At 59.9% G+C, this 25,449-nt stretch carries 30 protein-coding genes; 16 read left to right on the top strand and 14 right to left on the bottom strand.

The features are described 5' to 3' along the window. The first annotated feature begins 343 nt into the window (after positions 1-343). The gene (locus OC605_RS00610) at positions 344-637 is read left to right on the top strand and encodes a DUF6124 family protein (RefSeq protein WP_390896805.1); all 294 of its coding nucleotides are present in this window, start codon (positions 344-346) and stop codon (positions 635-637) included. A 16-nt stretch (positions 638-653) separates the two neighbouring features. Beyond that, positions 654-920 (top strand): hypothetical protein, encoded by a 267-nt coding sequence (locus tag OC605_RS00605; protein WP_016775363.1) that lies wholly within the window; start codon positions 654-656, stop codon positions 918-920. 96 nt (positions 921-1,016) lie between these two features. Here OC605_RS00605 and ampC read toward each other — a convergent pair whose 3' ends face one another. Then, on the bottom strand, positions 1,017-2,183 hold the full coding sequence (gene ampC / locus OC605_RS00600; RefSeq protein ID WP_262136026.1) for a class C beta-lactamase: 1,167 nt from the start codon (positions 2,181-2,183) through the stop codon (positions 1,017-1,019). Between the two features lie 159 nt (positions 2,184-2,342). Between ampC and OC605_RS00595 the strand changes: the two genes are divergently transcribed. Continuing rightward, positions 2,343-3,215, top strand: a complete 873-nt coding sequence (locus OC605_RS00595) for a LysR family transcriptional regulator (RefSeq protein ID WP_262136025.1) — start codon at positions 2,343-2,345, stop codon at positions 3,213-3,215. A 118-nt stretch (positions 3,216-3,333) separates the two neighbouring features. On the opposite strand, the gene gudD is transcribed toward OC605_RS00595, so the two are convergent. Both gudD and OC605_RS00585 read right to left on the bottom strand, forming a co-directional pair. Next, on the bottom strand, positions 3,334-4,677 hold the full coding sequence (gudD, locus tag OC605_RS00590; RefSeq protein ID WP_262136024.1) for a glucarate dehydratase: 1,344 nt from the start codon (positions 4,675-4,677) through the stop codon (positions 3,334-3,336). A gap of 25 nt (positions 4,678-4,702) precedes the next feature. Then, positions 4,703-6,049, bottom strand: a complete 1,347-nt coding sequence (locus OC605_RS00585) for an MFS transporter (protein ID WP_024013478.1) — start codon at positions 6,047-6,049, stop codon at positions 4,703-4,705. Positions 6,050-6,403: 354 nt separating this feature from the next. On the opposite strand from OC605_RS00585, the gene OC605_RS00580 reads away from it, so the two are divergent. Continuing rightward, entirely contained in the window at positions 6,404-7,117 is a 714-nt protein-coding gene (locus tag OC605_RS00580; RefSeq protein WP_133336908.1) for a FadR/GntR family transcriptional regulator, read from the top strand. A gap of 91 nt (positions 7,118-7,208) precedes the next feature. Then, complete coding sequence (locus OC605_RS00575) at positions 7,209-7,439, top strand: hypothetical protein (protein ID WP_071172961.1); 231 nt, start codon at positions 7,209-7,211, stop codon at positions 7,437-7,439. 123 nt (positions 7,440-7,562) lie between these two features. On the opposite strand, the gene OC605_RS00570 is transcribed toward OC605_RS00575, so the two are convergent. Continuing rightward, the gene (locus OC605_RS00570) at positions 7,563-8,465 is read right to left on the bottom strand and encodes a DMT family transporter (protein ID WP_262136023.1); all 903 of its coding nucleotides are present in this window, start codon (positions 8,463-8,465) and stop codon (positions 7,563-7,565) included. A 101-nt stretch (positions 8,466-8,566) separates the two neighbouring features. On the opposite strand from OC605_RS00570, the gene OC605_RS00565 reads away from it, so the two are divergent. Further along, complete coding sequence (locus tag OC605_RS00565; protein WP_262136022.1) at positions 8,567-9,511, top strand: LysR family transcriptional regulator; 945 nt, start codon at positions 8,567-8,569, stop codon at positions 9,509-9,511. A 144-nt stretch (positions 9,512-9,655) separates the two neighbouring features. Here OC605_RS00565 and yegQ read toward each other — a convergent pair whose 3' ends face one another. Then, on the bottom strand, positions 9,656-10,984 hold the full coding sequence (gene yegQ / locus OC605_RS00560; protein ID WP_262136021.1) for a tRNA 5-hydroxyuridine modification protein YegQ: 1,329 nt from the start codon (positions 10,982-10,984) through the stop codon (positions 9,656-9,658). Positions 10,985-11,140: 156 nt separating this feature from the next. Between yegQ and OC605_RS00555 the strand changes: the two genes are divergently transcribed. Next, positions 11,141-12,202, top strand: a complete 1,062-nt coding sequence (locus tag OC605_RS00555; protein WP_133336900.1) for an AI-2E family transporter — start codon at positions 11,141-11,143, stop codon at positions 12,200-12,202. On the opposite strand, the gene OC605_RS00550 is transcribed toward OC605_RS00555, so the two are convergent. The 3 genes from OC605_RS00550 to OC605_RS00540 all read right to left on the bottom strand — a co-directional run bounded on the left by OC605_RS00550 (position 12,199) and on the right by OC605_RS00540 (position 13,289). Next, positions 12,199-12,381: a hypothetical protein gene (locus OC605_RS00550; protein ID WP_016770690.1), complete on the bottom strand. Its 183-nt coding sequence runs from the start codon at positions 12,379-12,381 to the stop codon at positions 12,199-12,201. The two genes, OC605_RS00555 and OC605_RS00550, sit on opposite strands and share 4 nt — an antisense overlap. A 103-nt stretch (positions 12,382-12,484) precedes the next feature. Continuing rightward, on the bottom strand, positions 12,485-12,679 hold the full coding sequence (locus tag OC605_RS00545; RefSeq protein ID WP_016770691.1) for a hypothetical protein: 195 nt from the start codon (positions 12,677-12,679) through the stop codon (positions 12,485-12,487). Between the two features lie 229 nt (positions 12,680-12,908). Beyond that, positions 12,909-13,289: a hypothetical protein gene (locus tag OC605_RS00540; protein ID WP_024013471.1), complete on the bottom strand. Its 381-nt coding sequence runs from the start codon at positions 13,287-13,289 to the stop codon at positions 12,909-12,911. Between the two features lie 243 nt (positions 13,290-13,532). Here OC605_RS00540 and OC605_RS00535 point away from each other — a divergent pair, with 243 nt between their 5' ends. Beyond that, positions 13,533-14,351, top strand: coding sequence for a shikimate 5-dehydrogenase (locus OC605_RS00535; protein WP_262136020.1), 819 nt, complete (start codon positions 13,533-13,535; stop codon positions 14,349-14,351). A gap of 200 nt (positions 14,352-14,551) precedes the next feature. Continuing rightward, entirely contained in the window at positions 14,552-15,070 is a 519-nt protein-coding gene (locus OC605_RS00530) for a cupin domain-containing protein (protein WP_024013469.1), read from the top strand. Positions 15,071-15,202: 132 nt separating this feature from the next. On the opposite strand, the gene OC605_RS00525 is transcribed toward OC605_RS00530, so the two are convergent. Next, entirely contained in the window at positions 15,203-15,847 is a 645-nt protein-coding gene (locus OC605_RS00525; RefSeq protein WP_130927961.1) for a YceH family protein, read from the bottom strand. Between the two features lie 125 nt (positions 15,848-15,972). Here OC605_RS00525 and OC605_RS00520 point away from each other — a divergent pair, with 125 nt between their 5' ends. Next, positions 15,973-16,482 carry a DUF1993 family protein gene (locus OC605_RS00520; RefSeq protein ID WP_016775348.1) on the top strand — a complete coding sequence of 170 codons (510 nt, stop codon included), beginning with the start codon at positions 15,973-15,975 and terminating at the stop codon, positions 16,480-16,482. A 158-nt stretch (positions 16,483-16,640) separates the two neighbouring features. On the opposite strand, the gene sstT is transcribed toward OC605_RS00520, so the two are convergent. Continuing rightward, positions 16,641-17,873 carry a serine/threonine transporter SstT gene (gene sstT, locus OC605_RS00515; protein ID WP_110646841.1) on the bottom strand — a complete coding sequence of 411 codons (1,233 nt, stop codon included), beginning with the start codon at positions 17,871-17,873 and terminating at the stop codon, positions 16,641-16,643. A gap of 307 nt (positions 17,874-18,180) precedes the next feature. Here sstT and OC605_RS00510 point away from each other — a divergent pair, with 307 nt between their 5' ends. Further along, on the top strand, positions 18,181-19,338 hold the full coding sequence (locus tag OC605_RS00510) for an MFS transporter (RefSeq protein WP_122612098.1): 1,158 nt from the start codon (positions 18,181-18,183) through the stop codon (positions 19,336-19,338). Here OC605_RS00510 and nhaR read toward each other — a convergent pair. Continuing rightward, positions 19,333-20,232 (bottom strand): transcriptional activator NhaR, encoded by a 900-nt coding sequence (gene nhaR, locus OC605_RS00505; RefSeq protein WP_016775345.1) that lies wholly within the window; start codon positions 20,230-20,232, stop codon positions 19,333-19,335. The genes OC605_RS00510 and nhaR overlap by 6 nt on opposite strands. A gap of 133 nt (positions 20,233-20,365) precedes the next feature. Here nhaR and OC605_RS00500 point away from each other — a divergent pair, with 133 nt between their 5' ends. Further along, positions 20,366-20,608 carry a hypothetical protein gene (locus OC605_RS00500; protein ID WP_024013465.1) on the top strand — a complete coding sequence of 81 codons (243 nt, stop codon included), beginning with the start codon at positions 20,366-20,368 and terminating at the stop codon, positions 20,606-20,608. A 29-nt stretch (positions 20,609-20,637) separates the two neighbouring features. Continuing rightward, positions 20,638-21,387, top strand: a complete 750-nt coding sequence (locus tag OC605_RS00495; RefSeq protein ID WP_071172950.1) for a TerC family protein — start codon at positions 20,638-20,640, stop codon at positions 21,385-21,387. A gap of 126 nt (positions 21,388-21,513) precedes the next feature. Here the strand turns inward: OC605_RS00495 and OC605_RS00490 are convergent, their stop codons facing one another. Then, a complete protein-coding gene (locus OC605_RS00490) occupies positions 21,514-21,681 on the bottom strand; it encodes a hypothetical protein (RefSeq protein WP_016775342.1) in 168 nt (55 codons plus the stop codon). A gap of 235 nt (positions 21,682-21,916) precedes the next feature. Here OC605_RS00490 and OC605_RS00485 point away from each other — a divergent pair, with 235 nt between their 5' ends. The 3 genes from OC605_RS00485 to OC605_RS00475 all read left to right on the top strand — a co-directional run bounded on the left by OC605_RS00485 (position 21,917) and on the right by OC605_RS00475 (position 23,104). Further along, positions 21,917-22,588, top strand: a complete 672-nt coding sequence (locus OC605_RS00485; protein WP_024013463.1) for a peptidase C39 family protein — start codon at positions 21,917-21,919, stop codon at positions 22,586-22,588. Positions 22,589-22,678: 90 nt separating this feature from the next. Next, the gene (locus tag OC605_RS00480; protein WP_262136018.1) at positions 22,679-22,885 is read left to right on the top strand and encodes a DUF6021 family protein; all 207 of its coding nucleotides are present in this window, start codon (positions 22,679-22,681) and stop codon (positions 22,883-22,885) included. A gap of 12 nt (positions 22,886-22,897) precedes the next feature. Then, on the top strand, positions 22,898-23,104 hold the full coding sequence (locus tag OC605_RS00475) for a hypothetical protein (protein WP_071172948.1): 207 nt from the start codon (positions 22,898-22,900) through the stop codon (positions 23,102-23,104). A 54-nt stretch (positions 23,105-23,158) separates the two neighbouring features. On the opposite strand, the gene pbpG is transcribed toward OC605_RS00475, so the two are convergent. Together pbpG and folD are read right to left on the bottom strand one after the other, a co-directional pair. Further along, positions 23,159-24,097, bottom strand: a complete 939-nt coding sequence (gene pbpG / locus OC605_RS00470; RefSeq protein ID WP_262136017.1) for a D-alanyl-D-alanine endopeptidase — start codon at positions 24,095-24,097, stop codon at positions 23,159-23,161. A 230-nt stretch (positions 24,098-24,327) separates the two neighbouring features. Further along, positions 24,328-25,182, bottom strand: a complete 855-nt coding sequence (gene folD / locus OC605_RS00465) for a bifunctional methylenetetrahydrofolate dehydrogenase/methenyltetrahydrofolate cyclohydrolase FolD (protein WP_122698458.1) — start codon at positions 25,180-25,182, stop codon at positions 24,328-24,330. Positions 25,183-25,449 lie beyond the last annotated feature (267 nt).

Genomic DNA, 25,449 nt, shown 5'->3' with positions numbered 1-25,449 from the left:
GCAAGACGCGGCGGCTGGGGTGAACTGGTGCGTTGTGGCGCAGGGGGATAACCTCTTTTGGCCGCTGAAAAAAACAGTGGTCGGATGTGGAAGTCCGGTTGTTCGGTTACATCCATCAATGTCTCAAAAGCGCATGTCGACGGGTTTTATGTCAACATCGCCGCGTTTTGGCGGCTGTGCGCAGGAGCACTCTCGAGTGCGCCGGGTATTGGTGGATTGGCCTGGTCTTCCACACCTGCGTACAGCTGCCACCCTCATGTGGAAGTGAGACAGGTAGTGTTTCCTACAATCCACAACGGTAATCAACATGAAAAAACACACTCCAAATCCCCCCGAATCCCCCATGGATTCAAGCTCCTTCGACTCCAATAATCCGCGTCTGCGCCACCCCGGCCAACCCGATCCCATCAGCCACGTCTTCACCATTCTCCCCGACATCGACACGGCGACACTGCTGAGCCATGCCTGCGAAACCCTTGCCTCACTGAACGTACTGACCACCGATCTGGCCTGCGAGTTGAGCGGTGCGCAGCGCAGCCTGACGTTGTCGATCCAGCAATTGGCGGTAGTCGGAGAACTGCTGGTCAACCGCGCGCTGGACAATCTCGATTCACCCCCAACGGCGACTCAACATTGAACAGGGAGGTTCTACCATGGCGCGTTACATACCGATCACCGGGATTGACTGCAAAATTCCCTGTGTGCTGATCGACAGCGAAGCCCCCATTGACGTGTTGCACGGCACCGCGGCTTACCGCTTGCGCTGTGTGACGCAGCTGATGGAGAGCCTTTCGCTGGACGAGGGCAAGGGACACGATGCATTGCTGTTGCAGGATTTCGCCCGGGTGCTGGCGATTCCGTTGCGCGATAGCTGTGACTTGATGGATGTCATTGGCTGGCGCTTGCAGGCGCAGCTTTAAGCGCTGAAACGAAAAGATCGCAGCCTGCGGCGGCTCCTACAGGATCGGGTTTTCACTCGGTCAATGGAGCTGCCGCAGGCTGCGATCTTTTGATCTTTATTCGGTCAACTGAGTGAAAATCTCATGCGCAATCTTCACCCGTTCGGCATTCGGGTAGTTCTTGTTGGCAAGAATCACAATGCCCATGTCTCGCGACGGCACGAACGCCACATACGCGCCAAAGCCCCGTGTAGAACCGGTCTTATTGAACAGCACATTGGCTGGTTCAGCTTGCGGTGGAGTCAGCCACTCGACTTTGTGCGGCTCCATGGCCATGGGGGTCGAGTTGCCGTTTTGCAGTTTTTCCAGGCTGATCGGGTAGGCGTAGCGCTCCCAGCCCAGGCCCTGGGTCATGTCGCCGACGCGGTAATAACCGATGTGGGTGTTGGCGATGGCTTGGTGCAGATCAGGCGCAAGGCTGGCCGGTTTCAGCTGTGCCTGGACGTAACGCAGCAGGTCGGCGGCGCTGGTTTTGATGCCGTAGGCTTCGGCGTCGAGGGCGCCGGGGCTGACGCGTACCGGTTGGTCGGCGCTTTCGTAGCCTTGGGCATAAAGCTTCGACTGCGCTGACGGTACGCTGAGGAAGGTGTGCTGAAGGCCGAGTTTCGGCAGCAGGGTTTGCGTCATTGCCTGGTCGAACGGCTGGCCGAGGCTTTTCGCCGTCAGGTAGCCGAACAGGCCCAGGCTCGGGTTGGAATACAGGCGATGCCTGCCGGCGGGAAATTGCGGTTTCCACTGTTGGTAATAGCCGAGCATCTTGTCGGAAGAATCCGTCTCAGCGGGGAATTGCAACGGCAGTCCGCCTGCACTGTAGGTGCCCAGTTGCAGCACGCTGATGTTGTCGAAGGCGCTGCCCTTGAGCTCCGGCCAGAGTTGGCTGGCCTTGCTCGACAGGTCGAGTTTGCCTGTGGCCTGTGCGTAACCAGCGAGGGTGGCGGTGAAGGTTTTGCTCACCGAGCCGACTTCGAACAGGGTGTTTTCGCTGACCTTTTGCGCGGTGTCTTTAGCGGCAACCCCGTAGTTAAAGTAATGCGCCTGGCCATTCAGCGTGATCGCTACGGTCAGCCCCGGGATGTTGTTTTGCTGCATCACCGGGGTGACGGCTTGGCTGACCAGTGCCTGCAATTGCGCATCCGTCGGCGTTGCGGCATGACAGGCAACGCTGCCGAAGAACAGTGCGAAAGCGCTGTAGGAAAAGGCCTTGCTCGGTTTTAAGGAACACATGATTGAATCACTCTCCATGAGTGTCGATTGTTGTATCCCGCTACACTGCGGGTGATTTTTCATCGGGCGGCCGATCAGCGCGGCCAATTTAGGCACTTCGCTGGATCTCGACAAACGATGAAAACTCGCATGGGCCATTAGAAAAAATTGGGGCAACGCATGATTCGACCGCAACTGCCGCTCAACGCTCTGCGCGCATTTGAAGCCTCGGCACGTCATTTGAGTTTTACCCGTGCTGCCGTCGAGTTGTGCGTGACACAAGCGGCGGTGAGCCATCAGGTCAAAAGCCTGGAAGCGCAACTCAACCTGACCCTGTTCAAACGCCTGCCCCGTGGGCTGATGCTGACCAGTGAAGGCGAGACCTTGCTACCGGTGCTCAGCACCTCATTCGACCACATTGCGCAGATGCTCGAGCGTCTGGCCGGTGGGCAGTATCGCGACATGTTGACGGTCGGCGCGGTGGGCACGTTTGCCGTGGGTTGGCTGTTGCCGAGGCTGGCGGACTTTCGGAGGAAACATCCGCTGGTAGATTTACGCCTGTCGACCAATAACAACCGGGTGGATGTGGCGGCGGAAGGACTGGATTACGCCATTCGTTTCGGTGCTGGCGCCTGGCATGGCATCGAGGCGACGCGCTTGCTCGATGCGCCGTTGTCGGTATTGTGCGTGCCGGAGATTGCCCGGCAGCTGCACTCGCCGGCGGACCTGTTGCAGCAGACCTTGCTGCGTTCCTATCGCACCGATGAATGGCCGGAGTGGTTTCACGCAGCGGGACTGGCGACGCAGGCCGCGCCACCGCAAAGCATCGTGTTCGATTCGTCGCTGGCAATGATGGAAGCCGCATTGCAGGGCGGCGGCGTGGCGTTGGCGCCGCCGCTGATGTTTGCCCGGCAACTGGCGGCTGATGCAATCTGCCAGCCGTTTGCGATCGAGATCACTACGGGTAGTTACTGGCTGACGCGGTTGCAGTCGCGAGCGGAAACGGTGGCGATGAAAGCGTTCAAGGCGTGGTTGCTGCAGATCTCAAGCTGAAAACCGATTTGTAGGAGCTGCCGAAGGCTGCGATCTTTTGATCTTCAAAACAGAATCAAAAGATCGCAGCCTTCGGCAACTCCTACTCCCACAATTGAAATCAGCGGCGCCTGCTGGATTACCGCACCAGACACGGCCGTTTGTTATCGAATTTCCACCCCGGAATCAGGAACTGCATCGCCACGCTGTCATCCCGCGCGCCGAGGCCCATGCCTTTGTACAGTTCGTGGGCCTTGGCCACTTGATCCATGTCCAGCTCCACACCCAGTCCGGGTTTTTTCGGCACCTGCACGAGACCATCGACAATCTGCAGCGGTGCCTTGGTCAGGCGCTGACCGTCCTGCCAGATCCAGTGGGTGTCGATGGCGGTGATCTCGCCGGGTGCGGCGGCGGCGACGTGGGTGAACATGGCCAGGGAAATATCGAAGTGGTTGTTGGAATGCGAGCCCCAGGTCAGGCCCCACTCGTGGCACATCTGCGCGACGCGTACCGAACCCTGCATGGTCCAGAAGTGCGGGTCGGCCAGCGGGATGTCCACTGACTGCAACTGAATCGCGTGGCCCATTTCACGCCAGTCGGTGGCGATCATGTTGGTCGCGGTTTTCAGCCCGGTGGCGCGGCGGAATTCAGCCATGACTTCGCGCCCGGAATAACCGTTTTCCGCACCGCACGGGTCTTCGGCGTAGGCGAGTACGTGGTGCTGATCGCGGCACAGACGAATCGCCTCTTTCAGCGACCAGGCGCCGTTCGGATCGAGGGTGATTCGCGCTTCAGGGAAGCGCTCGGCCAGTGCCGTGACCGCTTCGATTTCGGCATCGCCACTGAGCACGCCGCCCTTGAGTTTGAAATCCTTGAAACCGTACTTGGCGTGCGCCGCCTCGGCCAGACGCACGACTGCTTCGGGGGTCATGGCTTTCTCGTGGCGCACACGGAACCAGTCGTTGTCGGCGTCCGGTTCGCTGCGATAGGCCAGATCGGTTTCGTGTTGATCGCCGACGTAGAACAGATAACCGAGCATCTTCACTTCGTCGCGTTGCTGACCTTCACCGAGCAGCGCCGCCACCGGCACGTCCAGATGCTGGCCGAGCAGGTCGAGGAGGGCGGCTTCCAGGCCGGTGACCGCGTGAATGGTGATGCGCAGGTCGAATGTTTGCAGGCCACGGCCGCCGGCATCGCGGTCGGCGAAGGTCTGGCGCACCTGGTTGAGGATCTTCTGGTAGGTGCCGATGGGGCTACCGACCACCAGATTGCGTGCATCTTCCAGGGTCTGGCGAATGCGCTCGCCACCGGGCACTTCGCCGACGCCGGTATGGCCGGCGTTGTCCTTGAGGATGACGATGTTGCGGGTGAAAAACGGCCCGTGGGCGCCGCTCAGGTTGAGCAGCATGCCGTCGTGACCGGCCACCGGAATGACCTGCATGTCGGTGATGATCGGAGCTTTGGCGGTATCGTGAACAGTCATTATTGTTTTCCTTGTCGAGACGAAGTCAGGCGTGTTTCGGCGCGGCGTCGGCCACAGCCTTTTCAGCAGCGGGTTTGGGCGTGGTGCGCGCGGCGAAGACGATGATTGCGGCGATGATCGAGGTCGCGGCCAGACCATAGAGGCCGCCCTGGATCGAGCCGGTGTGTTGCTCCAGCAGGCCGAAGGTGGTCGGCGCGACGAAGCCGCCGAGGTTGCCCACCGAGTTGATCAGCGCGATCACTGCCGCCGCGATGCGTGCATCCAGATAAGCCTGGGGAATCGGCCAGAACAGCGACGAGGCGGATTTGAAACCCAGCGCCGCAAAGCAGATCGCGACGAAGGCAAAGATCGGCCCGCCAGTGGTGGACATGAACATCCCCGCTGCCGCGATCAACAGGGCAGTGGCGACCCAAGCTTGTTGATGTTTCCACTTCGCCGACAGCGAGGCGAAGGCGTACATGCCGACGATCGACAGCAACCATGGAATCGAGTTGAACAGGCCGACCTGCACGTCGCTGAGTTCGCCCATCTTCTTGATGATGCTCGGCAGCCAGAAAGTCGCCGCATAAATGGTCAACTGAATGAAGAAGTAGATCAGGCAGAACAGAATGATCTGCCGGTCCTTGAGCAGTTTGCCCAGCGACGGCCGGATCGGCGTCGCGGCTTCACGTGCTTTTTGCTCGTCGTCGATGGCGCTGACCAACGCATCCTGTTCGGCGCGGCTCAGCCATTTTGCGTCGTGGGGTTTGGCATCCAGCCAGAACCAGACGAAGACGCACAGGCACACCGAGAACATCCCCTCGATGAAGTACATCCATTGCCAGCCGTGCATGCCCAGCCCGTTGATCTGCAGGAGCAGGCCGGACAGCGGACCGGAGATCAGCGAGGCCACGGCCGAGCCGCTGAGGAAGATCGCGATCGCCTTGCCACGCTCGACGCCTGGCAGCCAACGGGTGAAGTAATAGATCACCCCGGGAAAGAACCCGGCCTCGGCGACACCGAGCAGGAAACGCAGGATATAGAAGTGGGTTTCGTTCTGGATGAAGGCCATGCAGGCCGCGACTATGCCCCAGGTGAACATGATGCGGGTCAGCCAGATGCGTGCGCCGACTTTCTGCAAAAGCATGTTGGACGGCACTTCGAACAGCGCGTAACCGATGAAGAACAGCCCGGCGCCGAAGCCATAGGCGGCAGCACCGATGCCCAGATCGGTTTCCATGTGGGTGCGGACGAAGCCGATGTTCACCCGGTCAATGTAATTGACGATGAACATGATCACGAAGAGCGGCAGGACGTGGCGTTTGACTTTGGAGATGGCTGAGGCGAGCGTCGGGTCGACGCTGTCCTGCATCCCGGAGATGGAGGTTTTCACTGATATTTCTCCCACTGATTATTTTTATGCGGGTAGGACTGGGTGCTGCGTTGTTGCTAGACATCATACAACTCTAATTTTTTGTCCTACAAGTGTGGAGGGCGATCAAATTCTTCTGATTGTTCGGTTTTTTATGCGAAAGCCGGATTCTGGCTCGTATTCATTGAAAATTTCGCCAGTCGATCGCAGCGCCTTTTTGAGATATGAATGGTAATGCGTGATGGCTGGCTATCGAAAATATTCGACGTAATTGAGTGTTGTCATACAAGTGGATGGCCCGTCGACCGCTAAAATCCATCTCAACCGTCATCCCGCAGTGCTACGATCGGCAAGCCCCGATCACCGGAACCGATCATGCAAGAAGACCTCGACGCGCCCGCGCGCAAACGCACGCACAACCTCGCTCATGACCTGGTGGAAAAGCTCACCCAGAGCATCCTGCTCGGACAACTGTCGCCCGGTGACAAATTGCCGTCGGAGAATTCCATCGTTCAGGAACACGGCGTCAGCCGCACGGTGGTGCGCGAGGCGATCTCCAAGTTGCAGGCCTCGGGGCTGGTCGAGACGCGCCATGGCATCGGTACTTTCGTCATCAAGCGCGCAGCGGAGCAGGGCCTGCGTCTGAATGTCGACACGGCGCTCGGTGTGCGCAGCATTCTCGAATTGCGCATGGGCCTGGAGACGCAAGCGGCGGCGCTGGCGGCGCAGCGGCGCAGTGAGCAGCAGGTGCAGCAGATGCGTCAGGCGCTGGATGACTATCAACGGTTGCTGGCGAACAACGACAGTTGCGTGGAGGCCGATCGGCGTTTTCATCTGCTGATCGCCGAGGCCACCGGCAACGCTTGCTTCAGCGAAATCATGCAGCACCTGGGCAGTGCGATGATCCCGCGCAATCGCCTGAATGCCGCCGAGCGTGGCGCGGCGGATCTGAGCAAGCTCGGGCACTTGGCCAATCTGGAACACGAGGCGATTCTGAATGCGATCAAGCGCCAGGACGCCGATGCCGCCCGCGCCGCGATGTGGCTGCACCTGACCAACAGTCGTGATCGCTTTATCGCCCAAGGCTGATGCCGCTGGTCTGATCTACCGCACGCCCTCAGCACCCGCGCTTCCAAGTAATACGCCCCGGATAATCCGGGCCAGTATTGTGAGGTGCAGCATGGCTGATGACTCGCTTGTTCCCGGTGGCATGGCGCCCACCGACCAGACCCGCCCCGTATCCGGCACCGACGAGCCGACGCTGAGCGATCACGACGCACCGCCGGGCATGGACCCGGGGCGCGATCCGCTGAGCGATGCCGACCGCCCGGATGACTGGAAGGATCCGCCGGATGACGAGGATGTACCGCCGGCGGATGAGCCGACACCGTTGTCGGATGATATGCGCTGAGGTCTGGATTATTCATTGAGTGGCCCGGCCTCTTCGCGAGCAGGCTCGCTCCCACAGGGAGTTTGTGTCATCCACTGAGGGAGCGAGCCTGCTCGCGAAGACGGCATCGGCCTCACAGCAGATTCAAGCCTTGCTCTCAACTGCTCGAACGACGCCAACCCCACGCTCCAGATTCAACGCCAACACACTGATCAACACCACCACCGCTCCCATCAGTACCATCAACGTCGGCCGTTCCCCCAATCCCCACGACGCAATTCCCATGGCCGTCGGCGGTATCAGATACAAGGTCATCGTCGCCCGACTCAAGTCCACATGCTTGAGCACGAAACCCCAGGCCAGATACGCCAGCGCGCTGGGAAACACCCCCAGCATCAGCACCGCCCACTGCGCACGCGGCGGCGCCTGCATCACGGCGTCAGCCAGCCCCGGCAGATAAATCAGCAACAGCAACGTCCCCGACCACACCGCGTAGCAGCCCAGGCTGAAGCCATCGTAGCGCCGCGCATGATGCTTTTGCAGGGCGAAATAGAGGCTCCATGAAAGCGCCGCCAACAAGATCAACAAGCCATGGGCATCGATAGCGCCCATGCCCTTGTCGCCGCTGACTACGATCACCACGCCGACAAATCCAAGCAACACGCAACCCCAACGCCAGACGCTCACGCGGTCCTTGAACACAAGGCGCGCCAGCAGCGTGCTGAATAACGGGCTCGATTGCGCCAGCACGCTGGAAGCCCCGGCACTGATGCCTTGCTGGCCGATGTTCAACGCGACGTGATGCAGGCTGACGGCAAAGAAGCCCAAGGCTACCAGCAACGGCACATCGCGCCACTGCGGCAGGCGAATGCCTTTGAAAATTGCGATCAGCGCCATCAACAGCGACGCCAGCAGAAAACGCAGCAAGGCCAGATGTCCGGGCTCATACCCTTGCAAGCCGATGTGAATGCCAGTGGGCGAATAGCCCCAGCAGCCGATGACAAACGCCATGGCCAGGATGATTTTGCAGGTAGAAGTGGAAGTCATGATCGAGGCACCAGGGCAGTGGATGCGCCGAGTATCCGCGCGCCCGATCATTCGTCACAACTGACTTATACTGCGTCGACTGTTCACTCGGAGTGATGATTATGGAGCTGGCGCAAATCCGCATGTTCAAGACTGTGGCCGAGGTCGGCAGCATTGCCCGGGCCGCCGAAAAGCTGTTCTGCGTGCCGTCGAACATCACCGCGCGGATCAAAGCGCTGGAGGCCGAGTTGGGCGTGGCGCTGTTCTTGCGCGAGGGGCGCGGACTGCGGATCAGCCCGGCGGGGCAGACCTTTCTGGTTTATGCGCAAAAGATTCTGGCGCTGACCGTCGAAGCCAAACGCGCGCTCGACCCGGCCGCCGAGCCGTCCGGACCGCTGCGCATCGGCGCCATCGAGTCCTCGGCGACCGGGCGCTTGCCGCGTCTGCTGGCGAAATTCCACCAGCGTTATCCGCAAGTAGCACTCGAACTCACCACCGGGACCTGGAGCCAATTGCTCGACGACACCGTCAACCATCGCCTGGATGGTGCGATCGTGGCGGTAGATGTCGAACGTGCTCAGCTCAAACGCACGCCGATGTATCGAGAGGAATTGTTACTGATCGCCTCGACTTCAGTCGGCCCGGTGCGCGACATCGCGGATCTGCAAGACAAAACCCTGTTCATGTGGCCACCGGGTTGCCCATACCGCGCGGCACTTGAGCATTGGTTGCTGCGCCAGGGGCAGGCGCTGCCGATTGTCAGTCTGGCCAGTTACGGAGCGATTGTCGGCTGCGTCAGCGCCGGTGCCGGGGTGGCGCTGGTGCCCCGGGGCGTGTTCGAGCAGTACGCCAAAGGCGCGGGCTGCGAGGGTTACGAGTTCGCTGAACTGATGGCGATCGAGAATTTGTTTTACTGGCATGAAAACGCCGGTGTGCACCCGGCGCGAGATGCATTTGTGGCGATGTTGCGGGAGGAGTTTGCCCAATGGAAAAGCGGCCCTCACCCCAGCCCTCTCCCGGAGGGAGAGGGGGCCAACCGAGGTGTCTTGCGCCAGACATCGACCTGAAAGTCCGAGCCGCTTATGGATTCACGAGCACAACCAGCGCTGTGTAGTTTGCGGATTCAGCGGTCCCCGTTCAGGTCAGCGTACCTCTGAAATATCCCCCGATCAGTCCCCTCTCCCTCTGGGAGAGGGCTAGGGGGAGGGGATTCAGGTCCGCGGCAAATCCCGCATCAACAACCCAAAGCGCAAATCCACCGCATCCGGTATCGGCACGTACACCGTATGCCCGTCCCCCGGCGCCACTTCGATCGCTTGGCCGCTGACACTCTGCAATTCATGCAGATCAAAATGGAAATTGCCCTTGGGCGTCATCAGTTCCAGATGATCGCCCACGGCAAAACGATTCTTCACTTTCACCTCGGCCAGGCGGTCCCGGCGCTCGCCGGTCAGCTCGCCAACGAACTGCTGCCGCTCCGACACCGAACTGCCGTGCTGATAGTTCTGATATTCGTCATGCACATGCCGGCGCAGAAAACCTTCGGTGTAGCCGCGCTGGGCGAGCGACTCAAGATCCAGCATCAGGCCGCGATCAAACGCGCGCCCGGCCACGGCATCATCGATCGCCCGGCGATACACCTGGGTGGTGCGTGCGCAGTAGAAATGCGATTTGGTCCGGCCTTCGATCTTCAATGAATGCACGCCCATGCGCGTCAGGCGCTCGACATGCTGCACGGCGCGCAGGTCCTTGGCGTTCATGATGTAGGTGCCGTGTTCGTCTTCGAAGGCCGGCATCAATTCATCGGGACGATTGGCTTCCTGCAACAGGAAGACCTGATCGGTCGGTGCGCCGAGGCCCAGCGTCGGCTCGGGTTGAAAGGTCTGGACGATCTCGCCGAGCTGGTTTTGCGTGGCTTCCTGCGCCGTGTACTTCCAGCGGCAGGCGTTGGTGCAGGTGCCCTGATTGGCATCGCGTTTGTTCATGTAACCGGAAAGCAGGCAGCGCCCGGAATAGGCCATGCACAGCGCGCCGTGCACGAACACTTCCAGCTCCATGCCCGGCACCTGCTCGCGGATTTCGCCGATCTCCTCCAGCGACAATTCGCGCGACAGAATGATCCGGCTCAGTCCCTGTTGCTGCCAGAACTCGACGCTCGCCCAGTTCACCGTATTGGCCTGCACCGACAGGTGAATCGGCATCAGCGGAAAATGCCGGCGCGCCAGCATGATCAGGCCCGGATCGGACATGATCAGCGCATCCGGGGCCATCTCGATCACCGGCGCCAGATCCTTGAGGAAGGTCTTCAGCTTGGCGTTGTGCGGGGCGATGTTGACCACCACGTAGAAGCGCTTGCCCTGCGCCTGCGCCTCACGGATGCCCAGCGCCAGGTTGGCGTGGTCGAATTCGTTGTTGCGCACCCGCAGGCTGTAGCGCGGCTGGCCGGCATAGACCGCATCGGCGCCATAAGCGAAGGCGTAACGCATGTTTTTCAGGGTGCCGGCGGGGGCGAGAAGCTCGGGGGCGATGAGAGTCTTCATTTGGGTGTCGGTCGCAAAAGCCGCGCAGGGTAGGGCAGCTGTTGCGAGGGTTTATTGATCTGGATCTATGCTCCATGAATAAACATGGCACTCGCGCGCTCGGCGGCTGACTAAGTGGGGCGTGCGTGCGTGACGCCTGACTGACATGGACCGGATATGAACGAAAAGAGTCTGCAATTCAAATCCCTGACGGTGCTGCTGGTACTGGTCACGGTGGCCTTTATCTGGATCCTGCTGCCGTTTTACGGCGCGGTGTTCTGGGCTGTCATCCTTGGCATTCTGTTTGCGCCGGTACAGCGCAGGTTGCAGCAGAAGTTCGGCTGGCAACGCAACGTGACGTCGCTGTGCACCTTGAGCCTGTGCCTGGTGATCGCGATTCTGCCGGTGATCATCGTCAGCATCCTGCTGGTGCAGGAAGGGGCGACGGTCTACAAGAACATCGAAAGCGGCGAGCTGGATATCGCTGCGTATCTGGCGCAGTTCAAGCACAGTCTGCCGCCGTACTTTCAGCACTTGCTCGACCGCTTCGGCATGGGCGAACTCGACAGCTTGCGCGAGAAGATCGTCAAAGCGGCGATGCAGGGCAGCCAGGCGCTGGCGACTCAGGCGTTCAGCTTCGGCCAGGGCACGTTCGAATTCGTGGTGAGCTTTTTCATCATGCTCTATCTGTTGTTTTTCTTTCTGCGTGACGGCCCCGAGCTGGCGCGCAAGATACGCACCGCCGTGCCGCTGGAAGAAAACCACAAGCGCCGCCTGCAACTGAAGTTCAACCGCGTGGTGCGCGCGACAGTCAAAGGCAACGTGGTGGTGGCCGTGACCCAAGGTGCACTGGGCGGGCTGATTTTCTGGTTTCTCGACATTCCCAGCGCATTGCTCTGGGCGGTGCTGATGGCGTTTCTGTCGCTGTTGCCAGCGGTGGGCGCGGGGATTGTCTGGGCGCCGGTGGCGGTGTACTTCCTGCTCAGCGGGATGATCTGGCAGGGTGTGGTGCTGGGCTTGTTCGGCGTATTCGTGATCGGCCTGGTCGACAACGTGCTGCGCCCGATTCTGGTGGGCAAGGATACGAAAATGCCCGATTACCTGATTCTGGTTTCCACCCTCGGCGGCCTCGCGGTCTTCGGCCTCAACGGCTTTGTGATCGGGCCGCTGATTGCCGCATTGTTCCTGTCGAGCTGGGCGCTGTTTGTCGAGACCAAGCCCAAGGTGCAGCTGCCTTAGGCATGAAAGGTGTTGCTGGCGACTTGTTGCGACAAGGCCTGTGCTGCTGGCAAGGAGGTGAGCGGGCCGCTGATCGGCTCGCCGTCGCGCACCAGATACCAGCAAGCGAGCAAACCGGATGCACGCAGCGAAGCGGGAACTGCGCTGCCGATCACCGACATGATTTGAACCTGTGCCATGGGAAAACCTCCATCAAACTGATGGGGCTACCTTAGGGATTTGCCGGCACGACGGACAATCAACGCTTTCGATAGTGGTCATTGATGCCAGTGAGGTCTGGCGTCATTCGACCACTTGATCGAGCATGTGCATGACTTCGCGCTCATTGAGCAGGCCCTTGTGCACGAGGTTTTCGGCGAGCAGGGACAGCAGCTTGGCGCAGCGATGGCCTTCCAGATGCTTGAGCTCGGTAAGTGCGCTGTACACCTTGCTCGAGGTGCACAGACCGACGATGCGGTGCGGGTTTTGTGTGGGCATACAGTCGTCCTTGTTGTTATCGATCTGTTGTTTACGGACGGATTCAGATTGCGGTTCCGTCATGACAAAGCGGTGACCGTTCGATGAAAAAAGCCCGACGGTCGATTCCATCATGCCGACTTTAGCTGCTCGCACTGTCCTCACAGCGACCTTGGCGAGATTTTTTCAGACGTTGGCCGACCAGCGGTCATAAAAAAGCCCTGCTCGAAAGCAGGGCTCTGTGTTGCGCTTACCAGCGTGGACCACCGTAGTAACCATGTGGGCCGCCGTAATAGCCGTGGGGCCGGCCGTAATAACCGCGAGGCGGGCCGTAGTAGACCGGGGCCGGCTGCACGTAAACCGGTTGCTGCACATACACCGGCGCCGGCTGGTAATAGACCGGTGGCGGTGGTTGCTGCACGTAGACCGGTTGCGGCTGAACATAAACCGGTTGTTGTTGCACATACACTGGCCGATCCTGGTTGATCAGTGCCGAGCCGATGATGGCCGAGCCGACGATCGCGCCAAACACTGCAGGGCCCTGCCAGCCATGGCCACCACCCGCTTCAGCCTGGCCGGTGACGGCAAGTGCGCCAATCAACAAAGCCATGATGGGAAGTTTACGAATCATGATAAGTCCTCGGTTCTTCGACCCGGCGCCGCGGCCTGAATCAGGCCCACAGTTGTCGCGGGGATACAGCTAAGACAGCAAAATTGCGAAATTCAGCACAGCCGCTGGGTAAATTTTGTGTAAGGTCTGTAGCGGCTTCTTTACCCGGCTGCGCGGCGCCACAAACAAGCCCCAATGATGATTCAGAACCCGGTGGGCTGGCCAATCCCGTCCATCCGAAAGTGCGTTTGAAGGAGAAGTTTCATGCAGATGAACCCGAACAAAGACACCCAACTGTGCATGTCCCTGTCGGGGCGGCCGGGGAATTTCGGTCTGCGTTTTCACAACCATTTGTATGAACAGCTGGGCCTGAATTTCTATTACAAAGCGTTCAGCAGCCAGGACCTGACCGGCGCGGTCGGCGGCATCCGGGCACTGGGCATTCGCGGCTGCGGCGTGTCGATGCCGTTCAAGGAAGCCTGCATTGCGCTGGTCGATGAGCTGGATGCGTCGGCGGCGGCGATCCAGTCGATCAACACCATCGTCAACACTGGCGGCCACCTCAAGGCCTACAACACCGATTACATCGCCGTCGCGCAATTGCTGGAAAGCCACGCGGTGCCGAAGGATTCGACCTTCGCCCTGCGCGGCAGCGGCGGCATGGCCAAAGCGGTGGCCAGCGCCCTGCGCGATGGTGGCTACAAGAACGGTTTGATTGTCGCCCGTAACGAACGCGCCGGCCGCGCCCTGGCGGACTCGCTGGGTTATCGCTGGCAGGCCGAGCTTGGCGACGAGCGCCCGCAGATGCTGATCAATGTCACACCGGTAGGCATGGACGGCGGGCCGGGGGCGGGGGCACTGGCGGTCGAGCCTGAAGTGATCAAAGCGGCTGAGACTGTATTCGACGTGGTGGCGATTCCTTCGGAAACCCCACTGATTGTGCGTGCACGAGCCGAGGGCAAGCGAGTGATCACCGGGCTGGAAGTGATAGCGATCCAGGCGCTGGAGCAGTTCGTGCTGTACACCGGGGTGCGGCCGAATGAGGCGCAGTTTGCGGCGGCGGTGGATTTTGCGCGCAGCTGATTGATCTTTTAGTGGCTGGGCTGGGCTCTTCGCGAGCAGGCTCGCTCCCACAGGTTGAGCGTGTTCCTCCAGTTGGAATGCGATTGAATGTGGGAGCGAGCCTGCTCGCGAAGGCGGCGCTGCGGTTCTGGATCACTATCTATAATCCTCGCCAGCACGCACAGACGTGCCCATCACAAAAACCTTAACCGAGGCCGCCCATGCATCCGCCCATCCTCAACCTCAACGAGGTCGAACTCGAAGCCCTTCCCGAAGCCCTGGCCCCTGAAGGCGAAACCGCCGGGCGTTATCAGCAGCGTATCGCGCGGATTGGTCAGCAACTGGGTGCGCAGAAACTCGGTTATCGCCTGTATGCGCTGCCAGCGGGCATGCGCGGCAGTCCATTCCACAGCCATCGGGTCAATGAGGAGATGTTCTACGTGGTGGCCGGGGAGGGCGAGGTGCGCTTGGGAGGGGAGCGTTTTCCGATCCGCGCCGGTGATGTGATCGCCTGCCCACCCGGCGGACCGGAGAAGGCACATCAGATCATCAATACCAGCGCGGGCGAACTGCGTTATCTGGCGGTGAGCACTCAGCAGCAGCCGGAGATCTGCGAGTATCCGGATTCGAACAAGTATGCGGTGATGGATAATTTCACGGTGGATGCCGAGGGCAATGCCTCGGGCTTTGTCGCTGTCGCGCGGCAGGTGGATGGGGTGGATTATTGGGATGGGGAATGAAGCGGGCAGCTGAATATCGCGCAGACCCTGTGGGAGCGAGCCTGCTCGCGAAGGCGGCGGGTCATCCGAGATCGTGGTGACTGACGCTACGCTTTCGCGAGCAGGCTCGCTCCCACTCTGGCTTTGCGGTGGTTATTCGAGGCGGGCCAGGCGTTCTTCCAGCGCCGCGATGCGGGCCTCGAGTTCTTCGATACGCTCCATTGAAACGCCACCGCTCGAGCGCTCCCCAGGATTCTGCCGCGCCGCCAGGATCGCTTCGATATCTGCCGGATCGCCCAAGGCATGGGTGTAGCGATCCTCACGCTGCCCGGCCTGACGCGGAATCAATACCGCCAGACCGCGTGCGATCAGGCGTTCAAGCTGATGAACCACCTGCTCGGCGTCCTCGAACTCGTGCATGCGCCCGCTGCGGGTCAGCAGTTCGTTGACGGTCTGCGGACCGCGCAGAAACATCAGACCCGTCAGAATCACCTGCGCCGGCACCAGCTCCAGCGCCTTGTCGACCTTGTGCTCCCAGCGGTCGGCACGGCTGCCCATTACCAGCCGGGTAAAACCACGCCCCTCCAGAGCGCGCAGGCTCTGGCCGACCTGGCCCTGATTGAGGTTCATCACCGGTTCGCGGCTGGTTTTCTGATTGCAGGCCAGCACCAGCGCGTTGAGGGTCAGCGGATAGGTTTCCGGGCTGGTGGCCTGTTTTTCGATCAGCGCACCGAGAATGCGGATTTCCGTGGCATTGAGCCGTGGCTGGTCGGAGGTGGATTCTTGTTCGTTGCTCATCGCGCGTTCCCTCTGCAGTCGAAGCCGCCTAGCCTAATCCTTGCCAAACAAAAGGCAAGCCGTGTGCTCATCAAGCATGGCTATAATCGCCACCACGTATTACCCAGCCATCACATGAGATTGCCATGACCATTTCACTGTACGCCGCATCCGTCCCGGTTTTTCAACAAATGCTCAACGCCCTGAGCGATGTGCTGAAAAAGGCCGAAGCCCACGCCAGCGCGAAAAACATCGACCAGAGCGTCTTCCTGCAAGCGCGTCTGTACCCGGACATGTTCCCGCTGGTGCGTCAGGTGCAGATCGCCGTGGATTTCGCCAAAGGCGTGTCGGCGCGTCTGGCTGAAGTCGAACTGCCGAAGTACGACGACACTGAAACCACCTTCGCCGAACTGCAAGCGTTGATCGCCAAGGTTCTGGCCTTCATTGGCGAGATCAAGCCAGAGCAGATCGATGGCAAGGAAGGCATCGAAATCGTGACCCGTCCGGGTACGCCGAAAGAGAAGCGCTTCAGTGGTCAGGCGTATCTGCTGACTTACGGCCTGCCGCAGTTCTTCTTCCACGTCACCACCACCTACGCGCTGCTGCGTCATAACGGTGTTGAAGTGGGCAAGCGCGATTACATGGGCGCGTTCTAAACACCCGGATACGAAAAAGCCCGCCAAGATTCGCGCCTTGGCGGGCTTTTGTTTTTCTGTGGGAGCGAGCCTGCTCGCGAATGCGGCGTATCAGGCGCTATTAATGCTGAATGTCTCGCCCCTTTCGCGAGCAGGCTCGCTCCCACAAGGTAAGGCGGTTACGCCGTACGCTGAGCCTTCTCTTCCTCGCCCAGGCAAGCTGCCGCTGTAAACAGCACGTCAGTCGACGAGTTCAGCGCGGTCTCCGCCGAATCCTGCAGCACGCCAATAATGAAGCCCACCGCCACGACCTGCATGGCGATCTCGCTCGGGATGCCGAACAGGCTGCACGCCAGCGGAATCAGCAGCAGCGAACCACCGGCCACACCCGAAGCACCACAGGCGCAAATCGCGGCGACGACGCTGAGCAGGATCGCGGTCGGGATGTCCACGGCGATGCCCAAAGTGTGCACCGCCGCCAAGGCCAGCACGGTAATGGTGATCGCCGCACCGGCCATGTTGATGGTCGCACCTAGCGGGATCGATACCGAGTAAGTGTCTTCGTGCAGGCCCAGGCGCTTGCTCAATTCCAGGTTGACCGGAATGTTCGCCGCCGAGCTGCGGGTGAAGAACGCGGTGATGCCGCTTTCGCGCAGGCACATCAGGGTCAACGGGTACGGATTGCGGCGCAGCTTCCAGAACACGATCAGCGGGTTCATCACCAGCGCGACGAACAGCATGCAGCCCAGCAGCACCGCCAGCAGGTGCGCGTAGCCGAGCAGCGCGCCGAAACCGGAGGTGGCCAATGTCGACGCGACCAGGCCGAAAATGCCCAGCGGTGCGAAGCGAATGACCACGCGGACGATCACGGTGACGCCGTTGGACAAGTCACCGAGCACTTCGCGAGTGGTGTCGCCAGCGTGGCGGATGGCAATGCCCATGCCGATCGCCCAGGCCAGAATGCCGATGAAGTTGGCATTCATCAGCGCGCTGACCGGGTTATCGACGACGCTGAGCAACAGGCTTTGCAGGACTTCGCCGATGCCGCCAGGCGCAGTCACGGCAACGTTCTCGGTCGATAACACCAGATTCGACGGGAACGCCATGCTGGCGACCACGGCCACCACCGCAGCGCTGAATGTACCCAGCAGGTAGAGGAACAGGATCGGGCGGATGTGGGTTTCCTGACCGTGCTTGTGGTTGGCGATCGAGGCCATCACCAGCACGAACACCAGAATCGGCGCCACGGCTTTCAACGCCGAGACAAACACCTTGCCGATGAACGCGGTGGACTTCGCCAGCTCCGGTGCAATCAGGGCCAGGGCAATACCGGCGATCAGACCAATGACGATCTGGGTCACCAGACTCAGGCGTTTCAGGCGTTGCAGTAACGAAGGGGATGAAGCGGTCATAGCGGCATCTCTGTTTTTTATAGGGTGCGAAGCGTCGTGGGCAGTCACGAAACGCCTGTCGAAGTGACATCAACGCCGCCAAACGGCACGTTGAACAGCTGTACGATTTTCAGGGCGCGGACTTTATCACAGCGTAGGCGTGAACCTTCAGGCCTGTGACGATCTGCCACCGGATCGGCCCGGCAGATCGGCAGTTTTGGGCAACTCAGTGCGGACGCAGTCTGTTAAGCTTCGCCATCCTCATTTTCAAGTTCTGCCAGCGGGCCTCCGGGTCAACGCTGGTGTCGTCGTTTTGCTGGAGTTGCGCATGCTGTTGCCTATTCTTCTGTTGTCCGCTGCCGGGTTCACGGTGCTGACCACGGAATTCGTCATTGTCGGCCTGTTGCCGGCGATCGCCCGAGACCTCGAAGTCAGCATCCCGCAAGCCGGGCTGCTGGTGACCTTGTTCGCCTTTACCGTGGCGCTGTTCGGCCCATTCCTGACCGCGTATTTCGCCCGTTTCGAACGGCGTAAACTGTTCATCAGCATTCTGATCATGTTCGGTCTGGCCAATACCGTTGCAGCGTTGGCACCGAACATCTGGGTGATGGCCATCGCACGGTTGATTCCGGCGTTGGGTTTGCCAGTGTTCTGGGCATTGGCCAGTGAAACCGCCGTCGACATCGTCGGCCCGGATTTCGCCGGCCGCGCCATCGCCAAGATCGGCTTCGGCATCGTCTGCGCCACTGTGTTCGGCATTCCGGTCGGCACGCTGATTTCCGACGCGTTCGGCTGGCGCAGCGCCTTCGGCATACTGGCGTTGATCGCGTTTGCCAAAGCCTTGCTGCTGTTTGTCTACCTGCCGAAAACCAGTCTGCACCAGCATCAGGTCAGCTTCCGTTCGCAGTTCAAGATCCTGCGCAGCCCGCTGATGCTCGGCCATATCTTGTTGTCGATTCTGGTGTTCAGCGGCATGTTTACCGCTTACACCTACCTTGCTGACATCCTCGAACGACTTGCCGGTTTCAACGGCACCGTGGTCGGCTGGTGCCTGATGGCGTTTGGCGCAGTCGGGCTGATCGGCAACTCGCTCGGTGGGCGAGCGGTGGATCGGCATCCGCTGGGGGCGTCGGTGTTGTTCTGTGCGTTCATGATCGCCGGCATGGTTTCGCTGGTGCCGAACATTCATTCGCCAGTGGGTCTGGCGGTGGCGATGGGCATCTGGGGCGTGACTCAGGCGGCGCTGTTCCTGGTCAGCCATGTGCGCCTGATGAAAGCCGCACCGGAAGCGCCGGCCTTCGCCGCGTCGCTGAACATCGCCGGGGCCAATCTCGGCATTGGTCTGGGCGCGATGGTCGGCGGCCGGGTGATCGACACTGCCGGGCTGGGCTTTCTCGGCTTTGCCGCTGCCGGCTTCATTTTGCTGTCGGTGTTCCTCGCCATGGTGCTGATGACGCTGAAGCCGCGTGAAGTCTGCGCTTCATAACCCGGTAAACAGCTCGCGTCGGGCACCCTCGGTAATCGCTACGATGCCAGGGTGCTTGACCTTGCGTTCCACCGAAATGGCATAGAACGACTCGCTCACGGCGTCGGTCTGGCCGATCAACTCGACGCCGTACTGGCGCTTCACTTCCTCGGCAATCACGCTCGGGCCGATAAAGATCCCGCTGCCGGATTGGCCGAAGGCCTGCATCAAAGCACTGTCATCGAACTCGCCGACAATCTGCGGCTGGATCTGCTGTTCGGCGAACCAGCGCTGCAAACGGCTGCGCACCACGGTTTCCGCGCCGGGAATCAGCAGCGGTGCGCCGTGCAGGCTGCGCGGGAAATCCTGGCCATACTGCGCGGCGAGTTCGGCGGTGGCGAAAAAACTGATCCCGCATTCACCGAGCTTCTGGCTGTAGCCTTTGATGTCCAGATGCGAAGGCATCGGGCTGTCGGAAATAACCAGATCCAGACGCTGAATGGCCAGATCGGCGAGCAGGCGCTCGAGTTTGTCCTCGCGGCAGGTGATGCGCAGCGGCTCGCTCAATTCCATGGTCGGCGCGATCAGGCGATAAACAATGGATTTGGGCACCACGTCGGCCACGCCGACGCGAAAGAGGATCTGCTGCTCGTTGGGCTGCGCACGCAGCATCAGCTCCAGCTCGCCGCCCAACTGAAACATCTGCTCAGCGTAGGGCAGGGCCTGGCGCCCGGCTTCGGTGAGCTCCAACTGGCGGCCAACCCGGCGAAACAATTCCACGCCATAGGTTTGTTCAAGCAGTGAGATCTGTCCGCTGATGGTCTGTGGCGTCAGGTTCAGCTGCTCGCAGGCGCGGACGATGCTGCCGGTTTTGGCTACAACCCAGAAGTAATGCAGTTGTCGGTAATTGAGCATATCGGTCGCCACTTCGTGAAAACCGAAGTATAGCCGCTAAAAATACGAATTTTCCTGAAGTGTTCATCTCCCTAGAATGCCCAGCCATCGACGGCCGGTGTGTGCGCCTGTCTGTTCATTCGAAGGAAACCTTATGAAATACACATTTCCCGCAGTGATGTTTGCGTCTTTACTGGTTCTGGCCGGTTGTGATCAGGCGGAAAAAAGCGCCCAGCAACTGATGGGCGCGGCGGCTGAAACTGCCAAGCAAGCGATTGACGACACCCATAAAGCCGCTGAGCAAGCGCTCAGTGATGCCACCGGTGGTTTGATCGAGAAAAAAGAAACACCGGAAAAACAAGCGGAAGAATCCGAATCTTCCTCCAAGACCATCTAAACCGTCTTACACAGAGTCAGGACTGACCCATGGAATATCTGTTAGAACTCGCCGCCAGCCCCACCGCTTGGGTTGCTTTGGCCACACTGGTGGTAATGGAAATCGTGCTTGGCATCGATAACCTGATCTTTATTTCGATCCTGACCAACAAGCTGCCCGAACAGCATCGGCAGAAGGCGCGCCGTATCGGTATCGGCATGGCCCTGATTCTGCGTCTGGCGTTGTTGAGCACCATCGCATTCATCGTGCAGTTGACCGAGCCTGTGATCGAAATCCTGGGCCAGGCGTTCTCCTGGAAGGACATGATCCTGATCGCCGGTGGCCTGTTCCTGGTGTGGAAAGCCACGACCGAGATCCATCACAGCATGGACCCGTCGCCGGAAGACCCCAAGACCGCGACTTCCACCGTAACCCTGGGTTTTGCCGCGGCTATCGGTCAGATCCTGATGCTCGACATGGTGTTCTCGATCGACAGCATCATTACCGCTGTCGGCATGACCGAACACTTGCCGATCATGATCATCGCGGTGGTGGTGTCGGTGCTGGTGATGCTGCTCGCGGCTGACCCGCTGGCCAAGTTCATCAACGATAACCCGACGGTGGTCATGCTGGCGCTGGGCTTCCTGATCATGATCGGCATGACCCTAATCGCCGAAGGCTTCGGCGCCCACGTACCGAAAGGCTATGTGTACGCGGCCATGGCATTCTCGGCTGGTATCGAAGTATTGAACATGATGTCGCGCCGGGCGAAGCAGAAGAAGGTTGCTCAGCAGGCGTAATTACTGAGAACACAAAAAACCGCCTGGGCTGGTTGAGCGCAGGCGGTTTTTTTATTCACCTTTTGCTGAGTTATCGAGAGCGCGCTGCTGCTGAGCGCTCTCATGAGGGAAGGACCTTGTTGGTCTTCAATGCGCAGCAGCGTGTCGCACTGGATGCTTCTCTGTCTTCTCAACCGGCATCGTCTGCACCGGATGATGATGGCGCCGCGAAATCCGCAGCACGCCCCACAACATGGCAGTCGCCACGGCCAGCCAGCCGGCTATCAACATCACGATGGTCATGGTCAGGCTCATTGGTGCCTCCTCTTCGCCCTGCATCGGGCGCCCGCTTTTCGCAATTCGCTCTATTTCAGTGACAGTCTAGTCAATGGGGTGTTTCAAGCTATTGACCAAAGGTCGTTAGTGACCAATCAGTTTGCTCTATGCAATCGCCCGCTCTGCGGTTTAAGGCTATACCGCAGGCTGGTGCGGCTCTATGATCGCTGGCGTTGCCGGAACACGATGACCGGCGTCTGGAAGAGAGTGATTGATGGTGCAGGTATTTTCTCGAGTGCGCGGAGCGTTGCTTGCCGGCGTTTGCGCGGTGGTGCTGAGCGGATGCGCGGGCAACGTGGCCCCGGAAGTCAAGCGCTTGCCGGAGCGGGTTGAGCTCAGTGGCACCTTCTATCGTGGCGAAGCCAACCAGAGTGGGCCACAGGTGCTGGCCAGTCTGCTGTCGCAACAAGGCATCGTCATCACCCCGGGACTTCTGGAAAAACCGCTGCACTTGCCGGGCGCTGAGGACAAGCTGCAGCAGAACATGCAGAACCTCGCCCGCGAGTACGGTCTGGTGGTTTATCCGCTCGACAGCAAGCTGCCGGCCTTGCTGACCCAGGTCGCAGCGGGCTACCCGGTCATGGTGCGTTTCAGTGAAGGTTCGGCATTCTGGGCCGAGCCGCGTTACGCGATCCTGTCCGGCTACGATCGCAATAAACAGAAGGTCCTGCTGCGCGCCGGCATGAACCGTCGGCAGTTGATGGATTTCGCCAGCTTTCAAGCAGCGCTCGAAAAGGCCGGTGGCTGGGCGATCCTGATTCAGAAACCGTCGCAGATCCCGGCAGCCGTCGACCGCTCCCGTTGGCTGAAAGCCGCCGATGAACTGGCCCAGGCCGGTGAAGAAAACGCTGCGGCGCAGGCGCGAAAGGCTCTGGCAGCGCAATAGACCTCCGTTCGTCATCTGCCGGGCACGACTGCGCCCGGCGAGCCTCTGAAGATTAATGCCCGTGCTTCGCGGGTGAATCAAGGAGGCAACATGGCAGATTCCCCAACCCCGAAAGGTCCGCATTCGTCCGAACATTCCTCCGGCGATGATCTGGGATTCGACCCGGATTCGCCGGACCTTGACGATCCGCAAGTTGATCCAGTCGGTCCGGCGAAGGCGCCGCTGGATGTCGAGCCCGGTGAAGATCCGAAGAAACCGGCCAAGCCCTATGATCCGTTAGCCGATTTGAAACCTTGATGTGAGGTGCGTATGAGTACCGATTCAAGCTTCGATGACCACAAACCTGACAGCGTGCCGACCACGCCGGAGCCGGAGGTTGATCCGGTGCTGGATCCGGACAGCCCGATGCGTGACCCGATGGCCCGGCCCAATGTGCTGACGCCGGAGGTTTCGCCAGAGCCGAGCTCGGGCGATGGCATCCCCGATGACGACAAGATGCCGCTGCCCAACGACTGATGCGCAGACGAAAAAAAGCCCCGAAGATTCGGGGCTTTTTCATGAGCGCTGGACCTACTTGGCCGCTTCGACCACGCCGCTCTGACGGCTCTTGAGGTTCTTGTCGGCTTTATATTGCTGCGCCACCGCGGGAACAGTGGCGCTGCGTCCGGTTTCCACCCAGCTGCGGATACGGCTGGCATCGGCAAAATGCGTGTATTTGCCAAACGCATCGAGAATCACCAGGGCGACCGGACGGTTGCCCATCTTCGTCACCAGCACCAGGCAATGGCCGGCCGGGTTGGTGAAGCCGGTCTTGGTGATCTTGATGTCCCAATCGGCCTTATTGACCAAGTGGTCGGTATTGCGGAAGCCCAGGGTGTAGTTGGGCTTGCGGAACGCCACGGTTTTTTCCTTGGTGGTGGTCAGTTGCACCAGAAGCGGTTGCTTGTGCGCAGCCACCAGCAGTTTGCTCAGGTCGCGGGCGGTGGAAACGTTGCGCTCCGACAAGCCGGTCGGCTCGACAAAGTGCGTGCTGGTCATGCCCAGCGCCTTGGCCTTGGCGTTCATTGCCGCGATAAAAGCAGCGTAGCCGCCCGGATAGTGATGGGCGAGGCTGGCGGCAGCGCGGTTTTCCGAGGACATCAAGGCGATCAGCAGCATCTCGCGGCGCGGCAGCTCACTCTTGAGTTTGACCCGGGAGAACACGCCCTTCATTTCCGGAGTGTTCCTGATGTCGACATCGATCCATTCGTCCATGTTCTGTCGAGCTTCTACCACGACCAGGCCCGTCATCAGCTTGCTGACGGAAGCGATCGGCACGATCACGTCAGGGTTGCTGGAATAGATGACTTTATTGGTCTGCATATCCATAAGCAGGGCGCTGCCGGACGCGATCTTCAATGTCGAAGCGTCACGTGGAGCAGCGGTGGTTTCCGCAGCGTTGATCGTTGGCGTGATGAATGTGCCTGTAACAGCAAACAACAGGCTCAGAATCGAGAGACGAATTTTCACGCGGGCGAACTCTAAAAGGTTGGATATACCGTTAGTTTGTAACGGGTTATTTCTTAAAACCGGCGCATTTTAGGAGTATGGCTGAAGAACTGTCGATGGTTGTTTGTAAGACCTGAAAATCTCGTGAAAAGGCCTGTAAAAAGAGCGGTTTCCGGCGAACGGTTGAAGTTTTTTCTCAGGCATTAAAAACCCCGCACGAGGCGGGGTTCTGATGCGGCGGAAAAAACCGGTCAGACGTGCAGGGTTTCTGCCGCGTAGAGGGTGTTTTCCAGCAAGCAGGCGCGGGTCATCGGGCCAACGCCGCCCGGTACCGGAGTAATCCAGCCAGCGCGGGGCAGGGCGGTTTCGTAGACGACGTCACCGACCAGTTTGCCGTCTTCCTGACGGTTGATGCCGACGTCAATCACGATCGCGCCTTCCTTGATCCACTCGCCTTTGACCAGGCCCGGTTTGCCGGCGGCGACGACCACCAGATCAGCACGACCGACGTGACCGGCCAGGTCCTTGGTGAAGCGGTGAGTGACAGTGACGGTGCAGCCGGCCAGCAACAATTCCATGGCCATCGGGCGACCGACGATATTGGAGGCGCCCACAACTACCGCATCCATCCCGTAAAGATCAGCGCCAGTGCTTTCCAGCAAGGTCATGATGCCTTTCGGGGTGCAGGGGCGCAGCAGCGGGATGCGCTGCGCGAGGCGGCCGACGTTGTACGGATGGAAGCCGTCGACGTCTTTGTCCGGGCGAATGCGTTCCAGCAGCTTGGACGCGTCGAGATGTTCGGGCAGAGGCAACTGCAGGAGCACGCCGTCGATGGCCGGATCGTCATTAAGGCGATCGATCAGATCGGTCAGGGCGTCCTGAGTGGTGTCGGAGGGCAGGTCGTAGGCTTGAGAGAGGAAGCCAACCTCTTCACAGTCTTTACGCTTGTGCGAGACATAAACCTGAGAGGCAGGATCGCTGCCGACCAGGATCACCGCGAGGCCGGGGGTGCGCAGGCCTTGCTGGCGACGCTCGGCAACTCGTTGGGCGATCTGCTGGCGCAGGCTGGCGGCGATCGATTTGCCGTCGATTAGTTGTGCAGTCATTGCGCGTGATTAACCATCGAGAGGGGAAAAAATGAGAACGCATTCTCGCATGTCGAGCGGTGAGGGCAAAGGCGCTTGGTCAGCAAATTCCTCTAACTCCTTTAATTAAATGAATTTTTTTCAAAAAGGATTTGACGACCTTTGGAGCCCTCTATACTATTCGTCGCACTTGTCGGGCACAGCCTAGCACTGGTTAAGAAGGTGAAGCGGAATCAAGGTTCTGCGACGCTGGAAAGCACTTAGTTTGTAGTCCTTTAAGAGTACAGA

The sequence above is a fragment of the Pseudomonas sp. Marseille-Q5117 genome, assembly GCF_946901175.1.
Classification (GTDB): domain Bacteria; phylum Pseudomonadota; class Gammaproteobacteria; order Pseudomonadales; family Pseudomonadaceae; genus Aquipseudomonas; species Aquipseudomonas iranensis.
The sequence above is the reverse complement of the archived record's forward strand: the minus strand, read 5'-3'. Positions and strand labels throughout refer to the sequence as shown.